The organism is uncultured Thermanaerothrix sp. (assembly GCF_938028735.1).
In the GTDB taxonomy this organism is placed as follows: Bacteria; Chloroflexota; Anaerolineae; order Anaerolineales; family Anaerolineaceae; genus Thermanaerothrix.
Window position 1 is genome coordinate 247,193 of sequence record NZ_CALIMF010000014.1, and the last position, 26,782, is coordinate 273,974.

General features: G+C 52.7%; 22 protein-coding genes and 1 riboswitch. Of the genes, 5 read left to right on the top strand and 17 right to left on the bottom strand.

The genetic code is table 11. The annotated features are described in order from the left end of the window. The first annotated feature begins 6 nt into the window (after positions 1-6). A complete protein-coding gene (locus Q0721_RS08895; protein WP_299028490.1) occupies positions 7-2,367 on the top strand; it encodes a glycoside hydrolase family 36 protein in 2,361 nt (786 codons plus the stop codon). A 51-nt stretch (positions 2,368-2,418) separates the two neighbouring features. On the opposite strand, the gene Q0721_RS08900 is transcribed toward Q0721_RS08895, so the two are convergent. From Q0721_RS08900 to metH, 6 genes are all read right to left on the bottom strand, one after another. Further along, positions 2,419-3,378, bottom strand: a complete 960-nt coding sequence (locus Q0721_RS08900) for a DUF4349 domain-containing protein (protein WP_299028493.1) — start codon at positions 3,376-3,378, stop codon at positions 2,419-2,421. Positions 3,379-3,448: 70 nt separating this feature from the next. After that, a complete protein-coding gene (locus Q0721_RS08905; protein ID WP_299028496.1) occupies positions 3,449-4,171 on the bottom strand; it encodes a metallophosphoesterase family protein in 723 nt (240 codons plus the stop codon). A gap of 28 nt (positions 4,172-4,199) precedes the next feature. Continuing rightward, positions 4,200-5,414, bottom strand: coding sequence for a bifunctional phosphopantothenoylcysteine decarboxylase/phosphopantothenate--cysteine ligase CoaBC (gene coaBC / locus Q0721_RS08910; protein ID WP_299028499.1), 1,215 nt, complete (start codon positions 5,412-5,414; stop codon positions 4,200-4,202). Beyond that, the gene (locus tag Q0721_RS08915) at positions 5,407-6,183 is read right to left on the bottom strand and encodes a type III pantothenate kinase (RefSeq protein ID WP_299028505.1); all 777 of its coding nucleotides are present in this window, start codon (positions 6,181-6,183) and stop codon (positions 5,407-5,409) included. Before Q0721_RS08915 ends, coaBC begins: the two co-directional genes overlap by 8 nt. A gap of 9 nt (positions 6,184-6,192) precedes the next feature. Further along, a complete protein-coding gene (locus tag Q0721_RS08920) occupies positions 6,193-8,064 on the bottom strand; it encodes a bifunctional homocysteine S-methyltransferase/methylenetetrahydrofolate reductase (protein WP_299028508.1) in 1,872 nt (623 codons plus the stop codon). Positions 8,065-8,070: 6 nt separating this feature from the next. After that, positions 8,071-11,610, bottom strand: a complete 3,540-nt coding sequence (metH, locus tag Q0721_RS08925; protein ID WP_299028511.1) for a methionine synthase — start codon at positions 11,608-11,610, stop codon at positions 8,071-8,073. 63 nt (positions 11,611-11,673) lie between these two features. Next, a riboswitch (SAM riboswitch) is annotated at positions 11,674-11,791 on the bottom strand. A 117-nt stretch (positions 11,792-11,908) separates the two neighbouring features. Between metH and Q0721_RS08930 the strand changes: the two genes are divergently transcribed. Genes Q0721_RS08930 through Q0721_RS08940 form a run of 3 tightly spaced genes read left to right on the top strand, consistent with a single transcriptional unit; the run spans position 11,909 to position 14,967 of the window. Next, the gene (locus Q0721_RS08930) at positions 11,909-12,325 is read left to right on the top strand and encodes a hypothetical protein (protein ID WP_299028514.1); all 417 of its coding nucleotides are present in this window, start codon (positions 11,909-11,911) and stop codon (positions 12,323-12,325) included. Beyond that, positions 12,315-13,694 (top strand): L-seryl-tRNA(Sec) selenium transferase, encoded by a 1,380-nt coding sequence (gene selA / locus Q0721_RS08935; RefSeq protein ID WP_299028517.1) that lies wholly within the window; start codon positions 12,315-12,317, stop codon positions 13,692-13,694. Before Q0721_RS08930 ends, selA begins: the two co-directional genes overlap by 11 nt. A gap of 31 nt (positions 13,695-13,725) precedes the next feature. Continuing rightward, positions 13,726-14,967: a Xaa-Pro peptidase family protein gene (locus tag Q0721_RS08940; protein ID WP_299028520.1), complete on the top strand. Its 1,242-nt coding sequence runs from the start codon at positions 13,726-13,728 to the stop codon at positions 14,965-14,967. A 41-nt stretch (positions 14,968-15,008) separates the two neighbouring features. On the opposite strand, the gene Q0721_RS08945 is transcribed toward Q0721_RS08940, so the two are convergent. From Q0721_RS08945 to Q0721_RS08995, 11 genes are all read right to left on the bottom strand, one after another. Then, positions 15,009-16,790, bottom strand: a complete 1,782-nt coding sequence (locus tag Q0721_RS08945; RefSeq protein WP_299028522.1) for a heme o synthase — start codon at positions 16,788-16,790, stop codon at positions 15,009-15,011. Beyond that, positions 16,787-17,572, bottom strand: a complete 786-nt coding sequence (locus Q0721_RS08950) for an SURF1 family protein (protein WP_299028525.1) — start codon at positions 17,570-17,572, stop codon at positions 16,787-16,789. The genes Q0721_RS08945 and Q0721_RS08950 overlap by 4 nt, the downstream gene beginning before the upstream one ends. A 7-nt stretch (positions 17,573-17,579) precedes the next feature. Then, positions 17,580-18,095, bottom strand: coding sequence for a hypothetical protein (locus Q0721_RS08955; RefSeq protein WP_299028528.1), 516 nt, complete (start codon positions 18,093-18,095; stop codon positions 17,580-17,582). Continuing rightward, entirely contained in the window at positions 18,092-18,706 is a 615-nt protein-coding gene (locus Q0721_RS08960) for an SCO family protein (RefSeq protein WP_299028530.1), read from the bottom strand. The genes Q0721_RS08955 and Q0721_RS08960 overlap by 4 nt, the downstream gene beginning before the upstream one ends. 2 nt (positions 18,707-18,708) lie before the next feature. Further along, a complete protein-coding gene (locus Q0721_RS08965) occupies positions 18,709-19,278 on the bottom strand; it encodes a cytochrome c oxidase subunit 3 (protein ID WP_299028533.1) in 570 nt (189 codons plus the stop codon). After that, entirely contained in the window at positions 19,278-19,487 is a 210-nt protein-coding gene (locus Q0721_RS08970) for a cytochrome C oxidase subunit IV family protein (protein ID WP_299028536.1), read from the bottom strand. Before Q0721_RS08970 ends, Q0721_RS08965 begins: the two co-directional genes overlap by 1 nt. A 17-nt stretch (positions 19,488-19,504) precedes the next feature. Further along, positions 19,505-21,355 (bottom strand): cbb3-type cytochrome c oxidase subunit I, encoded by a 1,851-nt coding sequence (locus tag Q0721_RS08975; protein WP_299028538.1) that lies wholly within the window; start codon positions 21,353-21,355, stop codon positions 19,505-19,507. A 25-nt stretch (positions 21,356-21,380) separates the two neighbouring features. After that, positions 21,381-22,808, bottom strand: a complete 1,428-nt coding sequence (coxB, locus tag Q0721_RS08980; RefSeq protein ID WP_299028541.1) for a cytochrome c oxidase subunit II — start codon at positions 22,806-22,808, stop codon at positions 21,381-21,383. Positions 22,809-22,973: 165 nt separating this feature from the next. After that, positions 22,974-23,624, bottom strand: coding sequence for a response regulator transcription factor (locus Q0721_RS08985; protein WP_299028544.1), 651 nt, complete (start codon positions 23,622-23,624; stop codon positions 22,974-22,976). Positions 23,625-23,626: 2 nt separating this feature from the next. Further along, the gene (locus Q0721_RS08990; protein ID WP_299028547.1) at positions 23,627-25,447 is read right to left on the bottom strand and encodes a sensor histidine kinase; all 1,821 of its coding nucleotides are present in this window, start codon (positions 25,445-25,447) and stop codon (positions 23,627-23,629) included. 103 nt (positions 25,448-25,550) lie between these two features. Beyond that, on the bottom strand, positions 25,551-25,982 hold the full coding sequence (locus tag Q0721_RS08995; RefSeq protein ID WP_299028550.1) for a cytochrome c: 432 nt from the start codon (positions 25,980-25,982) through the stop codon (positions 25,551-25,553). A gap of 218 nt (positions 25,983-26,200) precedes the next feature. Here Q0721_RS08995 and Q0721_RS09000 point away from each other — a divergent pair, with 218 nt between their 5' ends. Further along, a complete protein-coding gene (locus tag Q0721_RS09000) occupies positions 26,201-26,677 on the top strand; it encodes an Rrf2 family transcriptional regulator (RefSeq protein WP_299028553.1) in 477 nt (158 codons plus the stop codon). Positions 26,678-26,782 lie beyond the last annotated feature (105 nt).

Genomic DNA, 26,782 nt, shown 5'->3' on the forward strand with positions numbered 1-26,782 from the left:
AGAACCATGCCGGGGTTTTATCCAGGACCTTTCACTTGGCAATGCAATCCCGTGGAAGGACATTTCTCGCTGCAAGCCGAAGATGTCCCTCGCATCCAGTTAAACCATTTCTGCTTGGGTATCCGCTTTCATCGCCATGGTAAACGCTACCATTGGAAGTTGGATCGCTTTCATCCCATAAAGATTACCCCTGAAAGTTCCTTACCCCCGATGGACGGTGAAACGGTGGAGGTGCTTACCACCTCTCTACCTGAAATGGGACTTCGGGCTCATCTCATTCTGGCTAATGCCCAGCATCACAAGTGGGCCCTTTGGAAGCTCAGCCTCCACAACGAGAGCTCAGAGCCTGTTTGGATCGACCAAATTGACCTTCTGGACCAAAGTGACTCCGTCCCACCCACGTTGCTGGTCATGGGTGATTCATCATGCACACTTGGGTTCTACCTAAACGGCTGGCAATCCTGGTCCTTCACCGGAATGCTGAAATCCGAGCAGAGCATGCCCCGCTCGCGTTTGGGGCCTTTCCAAACCCCCATGGTACTCAACGCAGGAACCCCAATCTTCCGCCGCCGTGGACAATTCAGCAGCGACTTCTTCACCGTGTTGCTAGCCCCCTCCGACAAGGTGGGGCTCGTTATCGGGTTTCTCTCCCAACACCAGCACTTTGGCAGCTTGGTTTTTTCGACTACTCCCCAGCCTCACCTACAGGTTTGGGCCAACGGAGATCATACTCGTTTGGATCCCGGTTGCAGCATGGAAACGGACTGGTTGGTGGCCTATCCTTTTATGCTCACCGACCATGAGCTCCCTTTAGAACCTTACTTAGATGCCGTAGCCGCCTTTCATGGGTTGAAAGAATTTCCCCCCAGTCCTCGCGGATGGTGCTCATGGTATTATTACTACACGAAGATTTCAGAGAAGGACGTTCGAGAGAATCTGCGCCAAATCCAGGCCTGGCAGGCTCAAGTCCCGCTGGACCTCGTCCAAATTGACGATGGCTTCGAATCTCAGGTCGGGGATTGGTTGACCTTCAAACCTTCCTTTCCCTATGGAGTCGCTCCACTGGCTCTCGAGATCAAGGAAGCGGGATTGCGTCCTGGTTTATGGCTGGCGCCTTTTATCGTTCATCCACAGTCTCAATTGGCCCGCCAACATCCCGATTGGCTGCTACGCCAACCCTCGGGTCGCCCAGTCAATGCCGGGTTTGTCTGGAACACGTTTGCTACCGCACTTGATCTCACCGTCCCACCCGCCCTCGAATATGCTGCTCATGTTGTACATACGGCTGTTCATGACTGGGGATTCCCCTACCTGAAACTTGATTTCCTATACGCAGCAGCGCTCCCGGGTCAATATCGCCAACCCACCTTGACGCGGGCGCAAGTGCTACGTCACGGGATGGAAACTCTGCGCCAGGCCGCTGGGGACGAAACGTTCTTACTGGGATGTGGTGCCCCGCTTGGGTCTGTTTTGGGTCTGGTCAATGCAATGCGCATTGGAGCCGATATTAGCGGCTCGTGGCATCCCGAATACCTAGGGCGTCGGTGGTTTTTTAAGGGCGAACCTCATATGCCGGCTGCGATCAATGCCATTCGTAACACCCTCACCCGTGCCCCATTGCATCGCCGCTGGTGGATCAATGACCCCGATTGCTTGCTCCTTCGGCTGGATACCCAGCTGACTCTATCTGAAGTGCAGACCCTGGCTAGTGTAATTGCCCTCAGTGGAGGGTCACTCTTTCTCTCTGATAACTTAACCACCCTACCCATCGAGCGATTAAGGGTGGCCCAGGTACTCCTCCCCTTGATCGAGAAATGCCCCGAGGTATTGGATCTACTTGAAACCACATACCCCGCACACCTCCGTCTGGATCTGGAAGGGGCTATCGGGGAGTGGCATCTCCTTGCTTTTATCAACTGGAGCGACAAAGCAGTCACACCTCATCTCACCCGCTCGCGTTACCACTTACCTCCCTCAAAGCCTTATCTGCTCCACGAATTCTGGACCGACCGCCATTATACCTGGGAGAACGATACACCCCTGAAACTTGCACCCCTGGCGCCTCATGGTATCTCTCTTTTGGCCGCCTTTCCTATTCCCGAGAGACAACCGGCTTGGGCGGGAAGCACCCTCCACATCAGTCAGGGGCTTGAAGCAAAAAACTGGCACATCGAGGACGCCCGCTTGATCTGTAGATTGGATCTGCAACATGCCGCTGAAGGCTCTGTATATCTATATCTACCCGAACCTCCCCGCACCGCTTGTCTAGAAGAAGAAAGGCTGCCATGGGACACTGTATCCTCCCACCTATACCGTTTCGCGATACATCTCACCCGAGCCGCCACGCTTACCGTTGCATGGAGATGAATCTTGCCCGGCAGGCGCAACCAACCGGGCAAGAGAAACATGGTAGAACAACTAAGCCGCAGGTGGAGGCGATTCAATTCGGGACACGGCTTTGCGGGCTTGGCGCCAACGACGAAAGCCCAACCAGATCAGCCAGACCACAATACCCACTGGAAATGCCACCGGCAAGCAGAAAAGCACCAACCAAATCACCCCACTCGCCAGCATCTGATAGGCCCGGATCAGGGCACGGATGGCATCCCGCGCCACTCCCCCGGGCTTCCAGGTCCCAATCGTTATTGGCGCAACTGCCTCTTTAGCCCGCAGGGTGACCGTTATGGCGGACATGGCCACGGATTCCTGATAGTACTTGATTTGTCCCTTCAGTACCTCAATTTGCTCATTCACTTGGCGCAATTCGTTATAAATCTGAAGAACCTCTTCGGGCTTTGTCGCCGTGTCCATGATCTTCCGCAGTTGCTCAGCCGCATCTTCTAAGTTGCGTAATCGTGACTGCAGATCAGTGTATTCTTTCGTAACATCCTGACCATAGATATTCTGAGAGAGAATGTCGGTAACCGGGTTTTCAACCAAAGCCCGAATGCGCGAGAGGGCTTCTTCCAATCGTTCGGCAGGTACACGAATGGTGATCGTTCCCTCTTGCACTTGGGCGCCTTGCGGGGTTTGGGTTTGGTACAGATTAGAACTGACCACAAACCCCTTCATTTCATCTGCCAGGCGAATGATAGCCTCCATTGCCTGACTCGGGTTGGCGACTACGATTGAGAGTTCAGCAGATCGAATAACCATGCGTTCTGCAGTAGGGCTTTCCTGATAAACATTTGAAGCGCTCTGGTAGGCCATTCTTTCGGCCAACAATGGCGCCATCGTGGGTTGGGCCACTACATCTTTGGGATAAGCCCCCATCCCCCCCGCAGCCGGCGAGATACTTTTGGGTGCACATGCCCACAAGCTCAACACACCAAGCAACATGATACCAGCCAAAAGTGGGCGTCCTATTCCTTTCTTCATCGCATCTTCTCCTCAAGCAATCTCTACTTTCTAGACGCTAGCGAACGCCCAAAGTTCCCGGCCACGAAAATCAGACTCCCTCACTCAATCGGCGGGCATGATAAGCGGGCAACCCAGCTTTTAGGATGCGCTCCTGAACGGCCTCAATCGGGTACACCACGCGATGAAATTCCCAAGTTCCAGCATCCGGGTCAAAAATAGCGTAAGCGGCGCGGGAATCACGATCTCGTGGTTGCCCGATCGACCCAGGATTAGCAATGGCGGGGATTTTCAGGTCTACCGTTTCGCCATCTTTGGGGATGATCCATTCGATCTGCTCCCCATTATAGTAAAAAATCACCGGGATATGAGTATGTCCCACCAAGCAATAGGCGGTGTCAAAGTAAGCAAAGTTTGAGGCCACCACGCTCAAATCCAATAGATACTCCCACAAGGGATTGCGTGGGCTGCCATGGACTAGAGTGTTTGTGCCAAGCACAACTCGCTCGGGTAGCCCCTCCAAAAACTGGCGCGCATCCTCTCGCAGAGCCTGTTGAGTCCAGTGCACCGAGAGCGACGCCTCACGGTTGAAAAAAGAAAGATCTAAACGCCCCAGCACCGCAGCATCATGATTCCCTAGTAGGCAGACCAGGTTGGGCTGTTGGCGGATCAAATCCACACACTCATTGGGGTCAGGCCCATAGTCCACCAGATCTCCCAAGCACCATACTGCATCCACAGTCCCTGCATCTTCCAGAACCGCCTCAAGCGCAGGAAGATTAGCATGAACGTCCGAAATTACCAGTATCCGCATCTATGTAATCCCCAACTTAGTAGGATAATCAACTCAACATTGCGATCAGATGACTAATCACGACCTCAGCCACTTGGTCTTTGCCCATTAATGGCAAGGCTTCCACGCGTCCATCGGCAAAAAGCAGAGTTACCTGATTGGTATCCACCTCGAAACCGGCATCCTGGGCCGAAATATCATTCGCCACGATCATATCCAGCCGCTTACGCTGGAGTTTACTCTGTGCATTAGTAAGCAAATCTTCGCTCTCGGCCGCGAAGCCGATTACCCGGCGCGGAAAGCCCAGACGTGCCCGCCGCTCGGCGACCGCCATCAAGATATCTGGTGTGGTTTCCAGTTCCAAAGAGGAAATTTCCGTTTCCTTCTTGATCTTTTGGGTTTGCGGGGTCCGAGGACGAAAATCAGCCACAGCAGCCGCCATAATCAAGGCATCAGCGTCGTGAGTTTCTCTAAGTACAGCGTCTAGCATCTCGGCAGCGGTGCGCACTTTGATCACCTTAGCACCATATGGAGGAACCAGAGACGTGGGGGCTGTGATCAGGACCACCTCTGCACCTGCATCTGACGCCGCCTGGGCGAGAGCATACCCCTGCTTGCCTGAAGATCGATTGGTGATCACCCGCACCGCATCAATGGGTTCCTGCGTTCCCCCCGCTGTTATAACGACTTTACGCTTTGCCAAGGGCCCACGCTGGCCCAGCAACCACCGCGCTGCTGCTATCACTTCAGCTGCTTCTACCATCCGTCCCCGCCCTATCAGGCCGGAGGCTAGCCGCCCCTCTGCTGGGCCAACCAAGAGAACACCTCGCTGCGCTAAAATCCTGACCGCTGCTTGGGTTGCCGGGTGTTGAAACATTCCTGCATCCATCGCCGGCGCAATAACCAGCGGGCACTGCGCAGCCAACACGGTCAACACCAACAAGTTGTCGGCAATCCCGTAAGCCAGTTTGGAAAGAGTATTGGCCGTAGCCGGGGCAATCACAATCAATTCAGCACTGCGCCCCAACCCCACGTGGGTGATATGACCTTCTCCACCCCACAGGTCAGCATCTGTGTAAGCCTTCCGTCCGGTCAACGACTGAAAAGTGAGGGGAGTAATGAAATGCTGTGCCCCCTCTGTAAGGATGACCTCTACCTGAGCGCCCCACTGGGTCAGGCGAGAGGCAATTTCACCAGCCTTGTAAGCAGCAATAGAGCCGGTTACCCCCAAGACAATGCAACGATCAGTCACCGGATTACTCATGGCGAGAACGATTTTTCTCCCAAAGGATGCGCAACCCCTCCAAGGTTAACCAAGGCGCCAAGTGTTGAATCACATGAGTATGGTTGGCCACCACCTCAGCTAACCCACCAGTGGCAATTACCTTCATATCTTCTCCCAACTCACGCCGAAAGCGCTCAACCATTCCTTCTACGAGGGACACATACCCATACAACAGGCCCGATTGAATGGCATGGACAGTATTGCGCCCAATCACCGAGGGAGGGGCTTGCAAATCCACCCGTGGCAACTTGGCCGTGCGCAAAAACAGGGCCTCCGCGGCAATACTTATGCCGGGGGCAATGGCACCCCCCAGATACTCCCCTGCAGCCGTAATCGCATCAAAGGTGGTTGCCGTGCCAAAATCCACCACACAGGCTGGCCCACCATAGAGGGCACACACCGCCACTGCATCTGCAATGCGATCTGCACCTACCGCACGTGGATCTTCATAAAGAATTTTGATGCCAGTTTCAAGCGTGTCGTCAACTACAAGGATGTTGTCGCTCAGATAGTTACGGCACGCCTGAAGAATACGTGGTGTCAGGGGAGGAACCACAGAAGCCACACAGATACCATCCAGCTGAGCCGGCGAACACCCACCATGTTGCAAAAGCCCTAACATTTGAAGTCCGTACTCATCTGGCATACGCTCATGATCGGTAGCCAAGCGCCAACGCGCCCCCAGTTTTGAACCTTCAAAGAGGCCAATAGTCAGATTCGTATTCCCTACGTCGATGGTCAAAAGCACGTCAACGCATCAACCGCCTTTCCGCACGTTCTCAATAATCTCGGCAGCGTAATCAAAACGACTGAATGCCGGCATTAGATAAATGCCATGAGCAAAAGTTTTCGCTGCCAAGGCTAATTCTATCGCAATTTCGATTCCCACACGAGCCGCCTTGTCACCTCCTGCTGCAATGCGTTGGCGAATGGTAGAGGGGATTGAAATGCCCGGCACCTCATGATGCAGAAAGGCAGCATGCCGTTCGCTGACCAGGGGAAGGATTCCCACTAGAACTGGCACGCTAAACTCTCCCAAAGCCGTATGAACGCGATCCAAGAAAGCGCGCGCAGCCACGGGATCAAAAACGGGTTGAGTCATGACAAAATCTGCGCCTGCCCTTAATTTCCGTCGCAGATTCTTAATCTCAACCTCCGGGTCAGGGGGATTGAGATTGAGCGCACACCCCACAAAGAATGAGGTGGGCTGCCCGATATCCATCCCGGCATGATCTACGCCAGCGTTAAAGCCCTGCTTGATGAGCTTAATCAGCCCTGATGGCACCAGATCGTAGTTATCCATTGCATTGGGATAATCCCCAATGGCTGTGGGATCTCCCATAACCACAAACACATTACGCACGCCAAGCGCATGAGCCGCCAAAAGATCACCTTGAACGCGCAGGAGATTCCGCCCACGGGTGGGGAAATGCAACACTGTCTCCACACCCACCTCTTCCTGGATGAGGCGGCAAACTGCCCAGGGGCTCATCCGCATGCGTGCCATGGGACTGTCGGCGACATTGATCACATCAACCCCGGCTTCCTTCAAAAGATGTACACCAGCCAGTAATTTCTGGGTTGAAAGGCCACGCGGAGGATCCACCTCAGCCGCAATGACAAACCTTCCCTCGGCCAGGCGCTGCGCCAGCGTTGTTGGCTGTTGGGTACCTACAACACTTTCTTCCCGATCCACCAAAGTAATGTTTAGTCCATTCTCATAAGTGGCCAAATCGGCGCCCTGGAGCTTCTTATGCATGGCAGCAATATGTTCAGGAGTAGTTCCACAACAACCACCCACGACGACCGCTCCCGCTTTCCAAAAGGCTACTGCATAATCTCCAAAGTAATCAGGAGCAGCCGGATACATGATACGGTCGCCCATGCGTTCCGGCCATCCAGCATTCGGTTTGACCCAGTAACGCCCTTCTGGTACAGCACTCCGCATCTGCTTGAGGATACGCAATAACTGGCTGGGCCCACCCGAGCAATTAACCCCAATGAGGTCTGCTCCCATCTCAAAAATGCTTTTGGCCACTCTGATAGGGTCATCGCCCAGTAGCGTCCGATCATCCCGGGTAAAGGTCACGGAAGCCACCACTGGCAGATCGGGCTCCACCTCCCTGGCCGCCAGCACCGCCTCACGAACCTCATAGAGGTCTGCCATCGTTTCGATAACCAGAAAATCCACTCCCGCTGCAACCAGAGCCTCAATTTGTTCACGAAATGCAGCTCGGGCCTGCTCCGGTTGCACTCGACCAAAGGGTGCCAAACGCACTCCCAGTGGTCCTACGTCGCCTGCAACCAGTGCCTCATTTGGGGAGGCAGCAACTGCCTGGCGCGCCACCTTAACAGCCATTTGGTTGAGCACCGTCACCTGATCTTCTAAACCATGCTGGGCCAGTTTATATCGATTTGCCCCAAAGGTGTTAGTCAGAATAATTTGTGCACCCGCTTCCAAATATTCACGGTGAATATCCGCTACTAAATTCGGCTTCTGCAGGTTCAGGAGATCAAAGCATTCTTCAAACTTTACCCCACGTTGGTTAAGCAGTGTTCCCATCGCTCCATCGGCCACTACTGGGCGGTCAAAGGAAGAAAGCCAGGCTAAAAACGCTTCTCGTTTCATCCCGTCCTACCCTTCTTGTGCCCGCATTAATTGCTCAATGCGACTCTCACCAATATTGAAATATTTCGCTTGGGGATGGTGAACAATAATCGCCGCTGTAGATTGTTCAGGGACCAGCTGGAAGGCAGGTGTTAGGCTCATCCCCAACTCCCTCTCAGCAGGAAGCAGATCGAAAACCTTACGATGATCAGCCAGATCAGGAATAGCGGGGTATCCCCAGGAATACCGCTTTCCTTGATTAGGGGCAAGTCCCAGTTCACGGCGAATGTGGTGGTGTAGGTATTCAGCAGTTGCTTCCGCCATCTGTACCGCTAAACCATGGGTGAAATAGGCTTCGGTGTATAACCCCTGTGATTGCAGGCGTTCCACTCGTTCAGTGGCCGCTTGTCCAACTGTTACAATCTGAAAAGCCACCACATCCATCAGCCCCGAATCTACAGGAGCAAAATAATCGGCTAGACACAGAAATTCCCCTACGTTTTGACGCGGAAAGCTAAAACGCATGATCTCTGCTGGCGAGCCTGCCTGCACACTGGCCGGATCATAAATAATCAGTTCATCTCCTTCAGACTGGGCCGGCCAGTATCCATAGACTCCTTGTGGTTTGAGCCAACCATCCCGCAATGCCTCTCGCCGCATGGCATCCAGACGCGCCTCATAGTCCGCCAGCAGTCGTTCCCATGCCTCTCCGTGGGTGTTCTTTGCTCCCCAAGAAAGGCGAAACAGTTCGTTCTTAGCCAAGTATTGAAAGACGCTTTCCAGAGGCATTTGCCTGACTACGCGGATCCCCCAAGTAGGTGGTCGGGGAATGCGCTCAGCAAGGGGTACGTTGGAGCGACGTGCTGAAGAGCGGGTTATGTGAGGCACCTGGCGGCCCAGTTCCATCTCAGCCTCCGCCCGGATGCGGGCCAGTAAGCGTTGCCGCGCTTCTGGGTCCATAAGCGCATCCATGGTCTCCAACCCCTCAAAAGCATCCTTGCAGTAGAAAACCCCTGGCTCGTAGAATGCACCACTCTCTGTAAACAGAATCCGTCGGCCAAAGCGCGGGTTAATCGCTGCTCCTCCGATCAGCACTGGGAACTTAAGCCCTCGGCGATGGAGTTCATTGACGATAAGGGGCATCTGTCGGCTGGTTGAGACCAGTAAGGCACTCAGACCAATTGCATCGGCCTGTACCTCTACGGCTTTGGAAATGATGGTTTCAGCCGGCACCTGCTTGCCCAGATCAATGACTTCGTAACCGTTGTTAGAGAGGATCGTTTTAACCAGGTTTTTCCCAATGTCATGGACGTCCCCATAAACAGTCGCCAACACCATGCGCCCCTTGCTCACCCCCTCTTTACGCTCCAGATAGTTCTCGAGGTGGCTCACTGCTTTCTTCATCACTTCAGCCGACTGCAACACAAAGGGCAAAATCAACTCACCGGCGCCGAACTTATCGCCCACTTCTTTCATGGCGGGTAGAAGAACAGTGTTGAGAACCTCAATTGCCGCTTCGTGCTGGGACCGCGACGGATCACGATGAATGATTTCATCAATATCCTGTTCAACCCCTTCTTTCTGCCGGTGCAAGATGCGCCAGTGCAAGCGTTCCTCGGCGGACTTTGCGCTCAGAGCACTCTGCTCACTCTCTCGTTTCCCGGAATCCTCTACCGAAGCGCTATCCATATAAGCAATAAAACGTTGTAACGCTTCTGGATGGCGATTGAAAATTACATCTTCGGCCAGACGACGCTCTGCTTCAGGAATTTCAGCATAGGGTTTGATGTGAGCCGGGTTGACAATAGCCATATCCAACCCAGCCTGAACCGCGTGATAGAGCATCACGCTATTGAGAACCGCACGAGCCCGCGGGGCCAACCCAAACGAAACATTACTAATCCCCAGCGAAGTGAGAACGCCGGGCAATTCGGCTTTTATCAGGCGAATCCCCTCTAGAGTCTCAATCGCTGAACGAGCAAACTCTGGGTCCCCCGTGGCTAAGGTGAATGTTAATGCGTCAAAAACTAGGTCTTGGGGGCGCAAACCGTGTTCTTCAACTGCAATTTGATAAATCCGCCTTGCCACGGCCAATTTGCTGTCTGCGGTTTTAGCCATACCGTTTTCATCAATGGTCAATACCATGACAGCGGCATTATACCGCTTAGCCAGTTCAAAGACGCGGTCAGCCTTGGCCCGCCCCCCCTCCAAGTGGGTGGAATTAAGCATACACCTCCCGGGTGCTGTTTTTAATGCCACCTCCATCACCTCGGGCTCGGTCGTATCAATAACCAACGGCACACGGACCAATGGAGCTAGGCGCTTGATGACCTTGCGCATGGTCTCAACCTCATCCCCCCGCTCAGTTAATGCCACACAAATATCCAACGCATGGGCCCCGCTGTTAACCTGCTGTCGCGCCAGGGTGAGAATTTCATCGTAGCGCTCTTCAAGGATCAATTGTTTGAACTTTTGACTCCCTTGCGTGTTCAGACGCTCACCAATGAGGAATGGCTTAGGTTCTTGGAGCATCGGCATGGCCTGAATCGCCGATGCCAGTTGCGGGAGGTTAAGAATCGGGCGTGGAGGTGCAGGGCGTCGCCCCAGGCGTTCAACCAGACGCTTGAGATGGGCAGGTGTGGTGCCACAACATCCCCCCACCACATTGATGTGGTACTTTTCAACAAATTCCGCCAACTCATCTGCAAAGTGGTCGGGTTCCAGAGGGTAAACCGCCTGCCCATCCACGTTAAGAGGCAACCCCGCATTAGGAATACATGAGACCGGCAGACTGGCATGTTCCCCCAAGTAACGGATAGGCTCTCGCATATAATCTGGCCCGGTGGAACAGTTCAGCCCAATTACGTCTATCGCCAAGCCTTCCAGGATTGCCAGAACAGCGGAGATATCAGTACCCAATAGCATCCGCCCGGTCGTATCCAAAGTCACTTGAGCCTGAATGGGCAGATAAATCCCGGTTTCCTCAAAGGCTTTCTGAATCCCCAAAATGGCTGCCTTGACCTCCAGGATATCCTGCGAGGTTTCGATCAGCAAAACATCCACACCCCCTTGGATTAATCCCACCGCCTGTTCACGAAACACATCCACCAGTTCGTCAAAACTGATGTTGGACAGTTCGGGGTCGTCCATCGAAGGTAACTTTCCAGTGGGCCCCATTGAACCAGCCACAAAGCGAGGATGACCCGCCGTACTGTATTCATCGGCCAGCCGGCGGGCCAAAGCTGCAGCCCGGCGGTTAATTTCGATGACTTTATCCTGTAGCCCGTATTCGCTTAGCGTGATTCGGTTAGACCGGAATGTGCAGGTCTCAATCACATCAACACCCACTTCCAAAAACGAGCGATGGACCTGCTCCACGGCTTGGGGGTAGGTGATCACCAAATAGTCATTACAACCGACATACCGCTCACCCCCAAAATGGGCAGAGGTTAGGTTCATCTTTTGTAAATTTGTGCCCATTGCGCCATCGTAAATGAGCACTCGTTCGCTCAAGGCATCCAAGTAGCGCCGATTGGTGAATTGACGGTGTTGCTTTAGGTTCTTCATAGACTCCTCGCGCTAATAAAAAAGCCTCTCTGGATTGGAGAGGCCTCTATGGCGATTTACAGGCTCTCATCTTCCAGAGTTGCCGCTAATCCGCGGGCTCTGCCGGAATTGGCACCTGCCGAGATCATCAGCGGTTGCCGAGGTTTCGTCGGGCCGGTCCCTCCACCTCTCTGGATGAGCGCCAGAGAACGGCTCTGGCTATTCAGTTGTTGCGACAAATTCTACTACAAAACCCCCCATTTGCAAAGCCCAATCCATTTGAACAATTGCGATATAATCTCAAAAGGAGCTTAAAGACGTGACCCGAAATGAACAGTTCCCTCCCTTCTCTTTATTTTTCATCCCTTTTGTCTTGTTTAGCGGCTTGGGAGTAGGAGGATTGGTCCTGCTGATCACGCAGACACTTCCCACCCTATTCCCGCGCTGGCTCTTTTTCTTCTTGGGCACCCTGGGCGTTACCGGACTAGTATTGCCTGTGGTGTACTTCTTAAACCGGCGTTTTTCCTCCCCCAACCCACCTTCAACGGGCACTATCCTACGCGAAGCCTTGTGGGCTGGCATCCTTTTCGACCTGTTGGCCTGGCTACAATTAGAACGGGTTCTCACTCTGACCCTTGGAATGATCCTGTGCTTGGGGATCTTCATTCTTGAATTTTCGTTACGCTTGATCGAACGTGCCCAATGGCGCATTCACAAGATTTCTCATGAGTCCTGAACTGCGTCGGATCCCATCTGTAGATCAACTGCTCCACCTTCCAGCGGCCACTGCGTTAATCGAATCTTTTGGCCGTCCCATGACCTTGAAAGCTCTAAGGGAAACATTAAGCGCATTGCGTACAAGCCTCATGCAGGGGCAAACGGTTGAAATTACCCCTGAGGTCATTTTTGCCCATTCTCAGACCTTATTAAACACCTGGTTTACACCCTCGCTTAGGCCAGTGATTAATGCCACCGGGGTGGTTCTACACACCAACCTAGGACGTGCTCCACTAAGCCAAAGCGCACGTCAGGCCATCTTCCACATTGCTCAGGGTTATTGCAACCTGGAATACAATCTCGATAAGGGAGAGCGAGGCACCCGCAACAGCCATGTCACCCAATTGCTAACCCAGCTAACCAACGCAGAAGACGCCCTGGTCGTTAACAACAACGCTGCTGCGGTTTTGCTCACGCTCAGCGCACTCGCCGCACGACGCAAGGTTCTCATTGCCCGTTCACAACTTATTGAAATCGGAGGTGGTTTCCGCATCCCCGAGGTTATGCGCCAATCCAAAGCGCACTTACTCGAGGTGGGCACCACCAACCGCACTCGCGCTGAGGACTATGAGAATGCCCTACGAGAATTTGGAGCGGCGATGATCTTGCATGCTCATCACTCTAATTTCCGTATCGTCGGTTTCACCGAAGAGCCTACCCTCTCAGCACTGGCGGAATTGGCTCATCGTCATCAAATCCCATTGGTGGACGATATTGGATCCGGAGCCCTCGTTGATACTGCCCGTTACGGCCTGGCTCATGAACCAACCGTGCAGGAGTCCTTGGCTGCAGGGGCGGATTTGGTGTGCTTTTCAGGGGACAAATTGTTAGGTGGCCCCCAGGCCGGAATCATTGTCGGTAAGAAGTACTTACTAGAGAAAATCAAACGCCACCCGCTGGCCCGCGCGGTGCGCGCCGATAAAGTCACTCTAGCAGCTCTCTCCGCCACCCTCTTGCATTACTTAAAAGGTGATTGGGAACAAGCCATCCCCATCTGGCAAATGATTGCCCAATCTGAGAAAGTGCTGAGAGAAAGAGCTATCCGTTGGCAAACCATTCTGGGGGCGGGCTCCGTAATTCCCGGATACTCTACTGTTGGCGGAGGTAGTCTGCCGGGTGAAGTACTACCCACGCATCTGCTCAGCCTTTCAGTAAAGTCCCCCACCCAGGCGCTGAAATGGCTGCGCACTCGTCCCACTCCTATTATTGCTCGTATCGAAAACGATCAAATTATGTTGGATCCCCGCACTGTGTTGCTAGAGCAGGAAAGAACTCTCTTGGACGAGTTGCACCCACTTGTTATCCAAGAGGGTTTGCAGCAAGTGTGACTTAGCATTCCATCTTCCCTTGGAGACAAGCATGAGAAAAGACCTAGACCACTTGATGCACACTCACAATGTGGACGCCCTGTGGATTATGGGGCCAACCACTCATAACCCTGCCATGCGTTATTTTTGTGGCGAGGCTTCTCTTACTGGGGCTGATCTCTTTAAGCGTCGCAATCAACCGCCCACGCTATTTTATCGGTCTATGGAACGCGATGAGGCCGCCAAAACCGGACTGATCACCCGTTGTTATGACGACTATCCTTTTAGGACTTATTATGAGCAAGCCAACGGAGATATTTCGCAGGCTACGGCTTTACGCTTCCGTAAAATGCTGGAAGATCTTCATCTCGAACGTAGCCGAATCGCCCTTTACGGCAAAATCGAATTTGGACCGCAGTTTGATTTGGTCAAACAATTACAAACATTAATGCCGGAGGCAGAGTTTCTCGGTTTTGCTGATGATCCAATACTCCTGATGGCAATGATGACTAAAGACGAGGATGAGATTGAACGAATTCGGCAAATGGGCCGCGTAACTACTCAGGTGGTGGCCCAAACGGCAGATTTCCTGAGTCAGCATCGGGCTAAGGGTGGCATTTTAATCAAATCAGACGGCGAACCACTCACCATAGGTGAGGTTAAGCGAAGGATCAACCTATGGCTGGCCGAACAGGGGGCCGAGAATTCTGAAGGCACCATATTTGCCATCGGACGGGATGCGGCTATTCCTCACAGCACCGGGAACCCCCATGATGTGCTGCGCTTAGGGGAAACGATCGTTTTCGATATCTTTCCCCATGAAGCCGGTGGAGGCTACTTCTATGATTTCACCCGCACCTGGTGCCTAGGATTCGCTACAGACGAAGCTCTTGGGCTTTACGAACAAGTGCTCTCCGTGTATCGCCAAGTTGTGCAGGAATTGGCCCCTAACCGCTTCTTCAAGTTCTACCACGACCGCACATGCGAATTGTTTGAAGCCATGGGGCATCCCACAGTGCGCACTAACCCCACAACGCAAGAAGGATATGTGCACAGCCTAGGGCATGGCTTGGGCCTACATGTCCATGAGTACCCAGTAAGTGGGGCCTATGCCAATGAATCACGCGATCTCCTTGCGCCTGGCACGGTTTTTACCATCGAACCTGGGCTTTACTACCCCCAAAAGGGCATAGGTGTACGCCTGGAGGACACCTATGCTGTGCTACCTGATGGACAAATCACCTGCCTCGCCGAGTACCCGCCTGATCTCGTAATTCCTGTTCGGGCAAGTTAGAGAGGCATTCACAAAAACTCTTTCTGGGCACTCTTTACGTTTTAGATCAGGACATCTACCACCAGTGCCAGAAAAACCAGCGCAAGGTACATGCTGGAAATGCGATACATCTGATAAGCCGGACGATTGCCAGAAAGGCGCAACACCCGCCAGGCTGCATAAATTAACCATGCTCCCAGGAGCAGCGCAGCAAATAGGAAAAGGCGACCAGTCAGATTAAAGAGTGGCATTAACAGTGTCAGAGCCACTAATTCTAAGGTATAAATGAAAATCTGCCGGCGCGTCGCCTTCTCCCCCTGCACAACCGGCAACATTGGAATACCGGCGCGAGCGTAGTCCTTCTGCCGCACTAGCGCCAAGGCCCAAAAATGCGGAGGCGTCCAGAGGAAAATGATAGCGAACAGAAATAGGGCTGGCACCTGGAGATCATTAGCTACTGCTGCCCAACCCACCAGAGGTGGAATCGCTCCAGCGCCTCCACCAATCACAATATTCTGGGTCGTGGCCGGTTTGAGCCACAAACTGTAAACCCCAACATAGTAGATCATCCCAGCCAGGGCAAGCAATGCACTGAGCAAGTTAACCTTACCCGCCAGGAGGAAAAAGGCCGTTAGGCATGCTGTCACCCCATAGGTCAGACCCTGAGCTGGCGTCAGAATACCTGAAGGAATGGGCCGCTTAGCCGTTCGTTGCATGCGGCGATCCACATCACGGTCAATGTATTGGTTAATGGCACTGGCACCTCCAGCCGCCAAAGCCCCTCCCAGAAGTGTCCAAAACGTCAGACGCAAATCTGGCAATCCTCTGGCTGCCAGTACCATCCCGGTGTAGGTTGTGACCAGAAGAAGCGCCACAATCACGGGCTTATTCAATAAGAAGTAGGCTTTGAAGCGCACACGCCAGGAGATCTCATCCGAGACCCTCTCAACGGCTTGCGGTAAGCGTACCCACATCCCATAGACCAGTGCAACCATTGCCCCCCATAATGCCACAATGTTGAGGGCATGCAGGGCCACCATATCGCCAGGATACCCGCGGCTAACCATCCATCCGCCCAGCCCAACCTGGCCCAAGAAAAGCATACCAACCGCCAGCGCAAGAGGCAAGATAACTGGATCTGCATTGTAGTCCCGCCCTACTCTTACGATTATGATAACCATCCCTATCAAGACCAAAAGGCTCGCCAAGCGATGAATAAGGGTGCTCCACCCCCACTCGCTCAGCACCCAACCGCCTGCACAAAGCGGCCACCCTCCACATACCCGCCCCCCAGGATCCAGCGTACTAGCAAAACCACTTGCCAGAAGGATAAAGGTTACCCCCATAACCCCCAGCCCTAGAAGAACCGACTTGTGGCTGGATCTAGCGCCTTTGCCCATAGGGCTTTGAAAGGCTGGTAGGGTAGAGAGGGTACTCACCCCCACAGCTGTCAGCGCCGCTAATCCGAGCCCAAGATGCAGCAGAGCAAGGGATTCCCAAGCCAATACACGGGAGATGATCCCTAGTAGGCCCTGGAGAGCAAGCGCCACGATGCCACCAATCAGTCCCCCGCGTTCAAGAGATGACAAGACTTGCCATCTGACCACCAGCTGCCAACCCCCGAAAACGATTACCAATCCAGTCGCAAGCCAGGAAAGGACCGGGTGCATTAAAGCCACCCATGGCAACCAAGTCACCGGCTGGCCGGGGACAAAAACACATTTCAGGTTTTGAACACATTCCTGCGCAACCCCTACAAAGCGGGCCACATACCCGCTGTAAACTGCTAGGATCAGGAAACCAAGGCTCACCCCATAGGCTCCACGCCAAATCTGTTCCTTCATCCTTCCTCGTCCTCCAAAGGTTTATCTTGGGCTGGACTAGGTTTGCGCATTTGCCGTCTCACAAAAAACGGATATCCAATTCCCAAGATCGCAGCGAATGTAAACCACTGGATGGCATATCCCAAATGAGGCCCCTCACTAATTTCCACCTCACTCAAGGTACGATAGGGTAACCCTTGCCAAGTTGGATCGGGCGCCTGTTGAATATAAATGGGCAATAGGGACAACTGCGTTTGCTGTTGAATACGGGAAATATTGACCAGGTTCCAGGCATCCAGCCGTTCCTGACCAGGTGCCAACGTCGGATCTGGCACACCACCAAAATCTGGCCGCTCTTGGCCACGTCGAATCACCCCCTTCACTGATATCACTCCTTTTTCCTGATAGGCTAAGCGTGCTGGAAGTTGGGCTTCCTCATAGGGCAACCACCCCCGATCCACAAGCACAGCCCAGGAGGTTCCCTGAATTCGTAGCGGTGTCAACACGTGAAACCCAAGTTGCCCTTGCCACACCTGATTACGCAGCAAGACCTCGTCAGAATGATCATACTCTCCTGTTACAACAACCTCTCGGTACTCCATATCCGGTAATTGGATGATGGAGAAAGAGTCTGAGTTGAGATCAAGAGGGGGTAGGGATCGAGCAGCTAGTACTCGCTCATTAAAAGCACGCCGTTGAGCTAGCCGGTCCAACTGCCAGAATCCCAGCCGAATCATAACGATCATGCCAATCAACACTAATAGGGTGGTCGCACCCCAACGCCCCAACCAATGTGTTCTCATACGCTACCTAAGACCCAGATGATGAAGGCGCCACTTTTTCTGGAAGAGGTACCGCCACCAGAGAGTAAACCCACATTAGCATCCAGGTGGGAATCATGACTGCCAAAATACCCTGAATACGATCTACAGGGCGGATGCGCGGACGCACGTCAATCCCCAGAATCTGCGAGGTTTGAAACGAACACGCCATGCTATAGGCGCTTGGACGATCCAAGTTGAGCGAGGCTGCGCTTCCGGATGGGATCCAGAGAGGGCCAAGTTGATGGCTAACGCTATCTTCATTGCGCACAACCAAAATATCCCCCTCCGTAAAAACCATGGGCGGGAGGGTCGGCCCTGGTCCCCCCATCGAGATCTGAGCCGCTGTACCTAGGGGTATAACGATCTCAATAGTACGGGGAACATTTTCACTTTCACCTCGTAGCAACCAATAGGCACCTTCCCCTACCAGGATCCCTACTAGGAGGCTGAGCAGAAATGTGATTCCTAGGCGGACAAGTACTGCTTTCGCCATTGCGCTCATGGACGAACATCCCGCAGAATCAACCGCAAGTCATTCACCAGATCATCCGCAGAGGTGCCAAACGCATAAGTCAGACGCAAATTACCTTGCGCGTCTATCAGGTAAACCCGCGCCGAATGATCTACCAGGTAGCTCTCTCCCCGACTTACCTCATCGCGCACCTGCCGGTACACCCCATATGCCTGCCAAATCGGTTGTAGATCTACTTCCTCTCCTGAGAGGCCGATGAAAGCGGGATTAAACGCTGCTGCATAGGATTGAGCACGCTGAAGTGTATCGCGGCGAGGATCCACGGAGATAAAGACCACTTTTATGTTCTCAGCCTGCCGGCCAAGTCGTTTGAGAGCAGCGTTGAGGTCAGCCAAGGTCGTTGGACACACATCTGGGCAGTAGGTATAACCAAAGAAAAGCAAAACTATTTTGCCTCGTTGATCGCTCAGAGTAAAGAGCCCGCCATCCGCCCGGATAAGGGAAAAATCGGGCGCAGGAACAGGGGGATCAAGTAACGAACCGCGGAATTGGGCATGTGGCGGAAAAAGAAGCCCGCTTAGGAGTAAAACCCCTACCACAATCCCAATCCCAATCAAAAGCCCGTATTGCCGCACGTGCATATTTACAGCGCTCCCATTAGGTAGAGGGCAGGGTAAAAGAAGATCCATACTACATCCACAAAGTGCCAATAATTTGCACAGGCTTCCACAGCCCAATGGCGCTCCGGTGAATATCGCCCCTTTAGCCCGTTGCGGAAAACAATCAGCAGAAAAATTACACCTGTCAACACGTGGAACGCATGCATCCCGGTCATCATATAGAATACTGCGCCTTCAGCCCCATCTGACGGCCCAAAGGGCGCAAGCCGCCACTCGAATCCGATCACACCTACCAGGAAGGCAATTCCCAAAAGCATGGTTATAAACGTGCTGGTCAGGAAACCACGCCGATTTCCAGCTGCAATCATCGCCTCTGCCCGGTTCATGAAAAAGCTGCTGGTCAACAACACCGAGGTCACAATCAATCCTAAGGTCTGATCCAGTTCAGGCCTGCGCCCACCTAGTAGGTAAAAGCGCGTAACCAGCAGAGCTCCGAACATAAAAGCATCCGAGATAATGAACAGCCACAAACCAATGCGATTGGTGGCAACGCGCTGTCGATAAGCATCAAGGCTGATCGGATGGGTGCTCATCAATGCTCCTCCCGTGATCGAAAAACACGCATTAGGTGCATGTAGAACTGAATGACAACTGCGGCCTTAAGTAGGGCAATAGCCCATAAAATTGCACTCGGCGCTTCGTGTGTCCCCGCATAAAATTCCAGAACAGTCAGAACTGCCAAAAAGATGAACACGTAAACGCCACGTCGTATCTCAAAGGTGGATTTATTGGTGGTTTGCATCATCGTCCTCCTGTCTCTTAATCATCTCCTACAGGCTGAGTTAGTGGCTCCACATACCGTGACCCCTTCAGCCCATAATCGTAGGGCTCCCCCACAACCCGGAAAGGCTGAGGATAGTTGTGCATGGGAGCTGGTGAGGGCAATAACTGCCACTCCGGCGACCGCGACTGCCAGACATTGCCCAGTGCCACTTCCCCGCGGCGCAAACTCACCACCAGATTGATGAAGAAAATCAACACCGAAAGCCCAATTAGAAAGCCAGCAATAGTGATAATCAGATGAGCGGTATCAAACCCCTGGGCAGGATCGTAATCGGCGATACGCCGCCGCATCCCCAGCATCCCCACCCACATTTGACCAAAGGTCATCACCAGGAAAGAAGGGGTCATTAACCAAAAATGCAATCGTCCCAGGGTCTCATTTAGCTTCCGACCGCTCACCTTAGGGAACCAATAATAAATAGCCGCAAAGAGAGGGAAGATATAACCCCCGAACATCGTATCATGGAAGTGACCAACAACAAAATACGTATCGTGTAGATGGAGATCCGTTGCGACTACACCGTTAGGGGGGCCGCTCAGTCCACCCATGAGAAAAACCATAATGGCCCCCAGTACGAAAAGCATCGGCACGGGAGTACGGATGCGTCCTTGCCACAAAGTGGCTACCCAACTGAAAAATTTGATCCCGGTCGGCACGGCCACCAGTAGCGTGCTATACATAAACGGCACGCGCAGATATTCTTCCATTCCTGAGGTAAACATGTGATGACCCCACACCAAGAAGCCCACCAGCGCGATGCCCAACGAAGACATGGCAACCCAACGATAGCCGAAAAGAGGTTTACGCACAAAAACGGGCAGCAATTCACTGATCACACCCAATCCAGGTAACACAAAGATGTACACGGCCGGGTGAGAATAGAACCAAAAGAGATGTTGAAAAAGAATCGGATTGCCGCCTTTGGTCGGATCAAAAAACCCCATGCCAAACAAACGCTCGAACATCACCATCTGAAAGGAAAGGCCAATCAATTGAGTAGCTGTCAGGGCAATTATGGACGCTGCCAGGGTGGCCCAGGCAAATATAGGCATTCGAAACAGTGACATTCCGGGTGCACGCAACCGAATGATGGTGGTGATCAGGTTAAGAGCTCCCAAAATGGAAGACCACCCGTTGAAGAACACCCCCACAAAGAACATCTGCATTCCTAGAGGCGCGCGGATACTTAGGGGCGGATAAGCCGTCCAACCTGTATCGAAGCCGCCCACAAAGAGAGCGCTCAACAACGTGATCGAAGCAGGAACAGCAATCCAGAATGAGAAGGCATTCAGGCGCGGAAAGGCCATGTCCCTGGCTCCAATCAGTAACGGAACTAGGAAATTGGCCATGGCGGCGAATCCCAGCAAGATTGAGATAATTAGCACCATGCCGTGCATCCCGATCAGGGTGTTGAAAAAGTTCAACGAAAGAAACTGCATTCCCGAACGAGCCAGTTCGACACGAAAAATCAGCGCAAAACTCCCCCCAATGGCCAACAGCAAGAGAGACAATATACCGTATTGAACCCCAATCACCTTGTGATCCAGGCTATAACCCAGATAGCGTTGCCAACCGGGTTGCTCTTCGATTTCCTCGATGTCAGGGGTCTCATGCCCCAGTGCCCAGGCAAACCAATCCCTGAAGGCGCCCAAGGTGATCATAAAACCTAAAACCCCACCAAACGCTCCGGCTACCCAGGCAGGTTCAGTCTTCCAGGGCAGCCCCATAGCAGCACGCACAGCGCTCAACAGCCCCATGCCTATCAGAAAGCCCAAAATCTGCCCAACAAGCCCACGCACCAAACCAATTGACCAGAAACGTTTCATTGCACCCTCCATCAACGTGTTGAAATCAGCGGAGTGTCTTGATGTACTCGATAATGTCGTTGATTTGCTGGTCCGAGAGCAGCGCCTGATAATTCCCCGGCATCACATTGGACGGATAACCTTTGACCACCTGGGCATTTGGATTGAGAATAGCCACCCTTAAGTAATTCTCATCCACCGTAACCCGACTGCCATCCGCCAGTTCGTGATCTGTGCGACCATAGAGGCCTTTCCAAGTCGGCCCCACACCGGGGGAACCGTCCACTGAATGGCAGGAAAGGCATCCATTAGTCTGAGCCCACTTAGCCCCTCGCGTTGCGGGATCGGCTCCGATGGCTTGTAGTTGTTCACCTACCCAGGCCTCGAAATCAGCCTGGGATACCACTACAACCGGACTCTCCATATAGGCATGCGAGGTGCCACACAACTCGGCACAGCGCACCTTAAATTGCCCCATCATGGTGGGGGTAACGCGTAATTCGCGTTCTAAATTTGCGCCAGGTAGTGCATCCTGCTTCACGCGAAACTCAGGTACCCAGAACGAGTGAATAACGTCTAGGGACGTCAAGCGCAAATGAGCCTGACGATTGACTGGTAAATACAACGTATTAGACGTGATTCCATACTGCGGATACTCAAACCGCCAGAACCACTGTCCTGCCACTACTTTAACCTCAATAGCCTGGGGGTCTATCCGCCGTGTTTCGGCCAAGGCAAGCGACCCCAGGTAAGAGAGATAGATCACAATCCCGATTGGGATGATCGTCCACACAACTTCAAGCCCGGTAGAACCTTTGATATAGGCACCCTCCTCATCCTCATCTCTAGCGCGCTGCCGGAAGACAACCACGCTATATCCCATGAAGGCCACGATTAAGGAAAAGAAGAAGGCAATCAGCATGAACTGCAAATTGAACAACCGATCAATCGGTTGCGCCTGAACACTCGCTTGAAGAGGGAGAACTTGAACGGTGTTCAAGAGATAGTTTGTTGCTAATGTCAGTATAACCACCAGAGATGCTACTATCGCCAAATGTTTCATAGACGATGTCCGCTCCTTTCCTGAGGGAGAAGGTTGAAAACCTGAGGGCTCAGAAAGCAAGAGCCAGTCTTCTGCTTGAGAAGGGGTTAGAACACGACGATCATAAACAACCACTGAGCCACTTTCCTGGAGCGAGACCAACATCACCTGCATCGTCCGCTGACTACTAACAAAGAGATCCATAAAGCGCTTGCGGTCAAGAGAGCGGTCATCATAGTCCAGGATGACAAGATCGGGCAACCAGGACTCCAGGAGCGTAAGCGTCTCTTCCATTGTTCCCACAACCCGAATTTCAAATTGACGCCCCCGCCATTGTTGGTGAATCAATCGTTCCAGCCCGCGCCCAAAAAGCGGATTGGCCGAAGCAATTAATACCTTGCGCACTCCATCCATCTGCTGAAGACCCATCATGCTGCAAACCTCTGTACCTTCTCCACACCAAGCACAACCGCTTCATCTTATAAAATACACAAAAAACCCCCATATTGTCGAGATTACACGGGCACTAAAAGGGGTTAAAAATCCCCCCTAAAAGGGGGATATTGGTATCACCAAGAGGACGGCGTTAGCGAGCGCCTAGGGCTCATGACGGCGAATCAACCCCAGAGCAATCGCCTTGCTCACTGCTTCGGTGCGATTAGAGGCTTCCAACTTCTCCAGAATATGACGCACATGAGTTTTGACCGTATTATCAGAGATATACAATTTAGCAGCAATCTGTCCTGTTGTCTTCCCCTCTGCCAAGCACTCAAGCACTTCCAATTCCCGGTCGCTGAGAATTTGCCGATTGGCCATCTCGGATTGGTACGCCAAAGCACGTAAGACTGGTGCCGTGACCTCAGGCGAAAGAGCCCCCTCACCTTGGTAAACACGTAAAATGGCCTTACGTAGTTCCTCAGGCTCCACATTCTTGAGAAGGTAGCCGTCTGCGCCGCTTCGGATGGCTTGCATGAGATCTGCCTCCTGTTGTGAAACCGTCAGCATCAGCACCTTGGGGGAAGAAGCCCACTTGCGCAATGCTTCTAAGGTACGCAATCCATCCAAGGAAGGCATATTAATATCCAAAAGCACCACATCGGGCCCCGTGCGACGCACTACCTCAAGAGCTTCGTGACCATTGGCGGCTTCACCCACCACCTGTATTTCCGGCATGCCTCGGAGCAATTCGATCAATCCGCGCCGAAAGAGCGCATGATCATCCACAACCACGACCCGTATCACACGCATCCTCATACCAGCGACTCCTCCACTCGAAATGGTACCTGTAAACGGATAATCGTTCCTTGATAGGGCTGGCTAATAACCTGGAAGTCAGCTCCGATCAACTCAGCACGCTCGCGCATCCCTCGCAATCCGTGTTGCGAGAATTGCGGCACATCCTGCGGTGTGAAGCCAACCCCATTATCGCCAATTTCTAAAACCCAATCCCGATCCCAAGAACTTAATGAAATCCATGCCTTAGAAGCACGGGCATGCTTGCGGATATTATTCAATGCCTCTTGGATAATGCGCAGAAGCTGCGCCTGTACTTCTAAGGGAAGATCAGGGGGCTTCTCGGGTAAAATACATTCGATCTGTAAGTTCATGCCTTCCATCGCACTGGCCGCCACCCGACGGATCCAGGTATTCATATCTTCTTGCGGGCTAAAGCGCAGGTTATCCATCACCTGCCGGGTTTCCAGATAGATCTCGGCCAACGCCTGATAATGGCGATGCAGGAGGGTTTCTAATCGCGCATGGTCTTCCTGATTGAGCGCATTAATCATCTGCGCAGTGTTCAATTTCAGGTAGGCCAACGTCTGTGCTAGACCATCGTGAATTTCACGCGCCAGCCGCATTCGCTCTTGTATGACTGCCCGATACGCCAGATCAAAATGCATTTGTTCGGTTTCAATGACGTAAACCAGGGCATCCAACAGTAAACTAGAGGCTGCGCTGACAGACTCACCCCCCCCACTTGAATTGAACCCATAAAGCAACAAAACGCCTAGGTCTTTGCCTTGAGAGGAAACAAGGCGAATTGCCCAACCTTGCACTCCGTGGGGTTCCAGAGGAACACGTTGGGGATGATCAGGTCGAGTCTGCACAGCCTTGAGGACCAAGTTGCACACCTCTCGGACGCGCTCAGGCTCAGTGACTGGAAACTGACCCACCGTCAGGAAAGTGGGCAACCTCATAGCCTCGTTTTGTAGCAAGTATAATGCCGCTCCTTTGCACGCTGAGACTTGCATCCAGCGCCATACTATGGGCCTAAGTGTGCTGTCTAGGTCGGGGTGCCTTACACGATTTCCTAGAATCTGGGAGTAAATAGCGGCCTCTCGCGCCTTTAGACGATGCAGTTCTAGTCCCATTAGCACAGCGGAAAAGAAATTCTCCAGTGCGCGCCGCAGATCATCTGCAAGGACGAAGTTGGGCCGTGTTGAAAAGAGGTTGATAACAGCAACCGTACGACCATGTTGTTTCAACGGAACACACTCCACTATTTTCGCCCTTGGCATTTCACTCTGGAAGAGGGTACACCCCTGGTCCACGGCCGCCCGATAGACCTGGCATTGCTTACACGAAAGGCGAACCTGTGGCTGAGCCAGGCTCTTTTCCCACTCCTGGTTATCTACTTCTCCTTCTTCACCAACCGCATAGACTCGCAAAGGCTGGTTCCATTCGTCCAAAAAGATAAAAGTGGCTCCGCTGGCTCCACAAACCGCGGCGGCCTTTTCCAAAGCTATGCGAACCAGATATTCTTGATTATCCGCACCAAGAAGGTCAGGCAAAACCTGCCAAAGGGCACCTGCGGGGCTTCCCTCTGGGGTTTGTCCCTCGTTATCCGGTATAGACTTTGCCCGCCCCTTTTTTCTTTCTCGATCCCGCTTTCTCCATCCTCCCCACCAAAACAAACTGGTTCCACCCACCAACCAGACCATAGCTATCCAGTCGCCTTCGCTAAATTTAGCCAGCCCATAGCCGAGAAGGAATACGCCTACCAACACAACACCAACTTGGAATTTCTCACGTAACCAGATAAATATTGTCTTTGTTGCTAGATTTTCCATGCTTTTATTTTAACCCTAACCCCGGCTTTGCGAAGACCTTGTATACAAACTTAGCCCGGCATGCAAGCATGCCGGGCTAAGTTAACAGATCAAGAGCATTGGTTTACTTGAAAGTCTTAACGTAGGTGATAACCTGCCAAATCTCGTCCTCGGTCAATATCCCTTTCTGGGCCGGCATTGAGGAATTGAACGGCGCCATGGCACCGCCCTCAGAGATGCGCCAGAAGAGGTAATCATCCTTCGCCACCTTAACCAGTTCAACCAGGTTACCGGGGTGCGGATCCAGTGCTTGCCCAGCCGGTCCATCCCCAAGCCCTTTCTCACCATGGCAGGAAGCACAGCGTTGCTCATAAATGGCTTTTCCAGCCGCTACCGCATTCGCATCGCTAGTAGTATAAGGATCCGTTTTCCCGGCGTATTCGGGCGGAGGTGTGGGACGTGTCTCCTTGGCTTCTCCGCCGCCTCCGCCACCACAAGCGGTAAGAGCCAGCGCGCTGAGCATCAGCACAACCAACAGAATTCCTATCTTCTTCATACGTCCTCCTTTGGACAGGTGAACAAATTCGGTTACATCTTGATTATATCCCGTCTCCAAATGAGGCAAGGATGAGAAATGGGTGAATTTTGAATCAACCCTAATTGTGATTTAAGACATTCCTCATCATAAAGGCGTGAATTCATCACTACACAAAGCAGATAAAACATACTATTTTGATAAAGATTTCCGATAAACTTTCCATTAGAGGATTGAATGTGCTAAAAATCAGCCGACGTCTCGATTACGGGTTACAAATCATGCTGGCACTGGCCAAAATGGGAGACCGTCCTGTTGCTACCGCCTTGCTTTCGCGAGATCTAGATATTCCCCTACCTTTTACACATCAGATTGCCCACACGCTGATGCAAAAGGGATTGGTCAAAACAATTCCCGGCCCACGCGGCGGTATTCGCCTGAGTCGCTCTCCTGATGCTATTTCTCTTCGTGAAATTATGGAAGCTCTCGAAGGACCTATCCGCCTATCCCCTTGTCTGGAAGATACCTTGGCCTGCCCTCATTACAGCACATGCGTCTTCCTACCAATATGGACTAACCTCCAAGCAAATATCAACGAAGCGCTTCAAAGCCTAACCTTGAGCAAACTGGTGAACCAGACCCCACAGCAAATCCTGCGCGAGGTGCACGCCCTGAGTTTACCAGTGGAAATCTGCGAGCCGGGTACAGCAAGCTAAGAGCTCGCTGGATCCAGCTCAAACCCATCCGCAGACGCGTAGAAAATGCATCTGTGAACAGGATAATCCTAAACTGAGTCTCAAGCGGGAGGTCAGCCTGCTTAT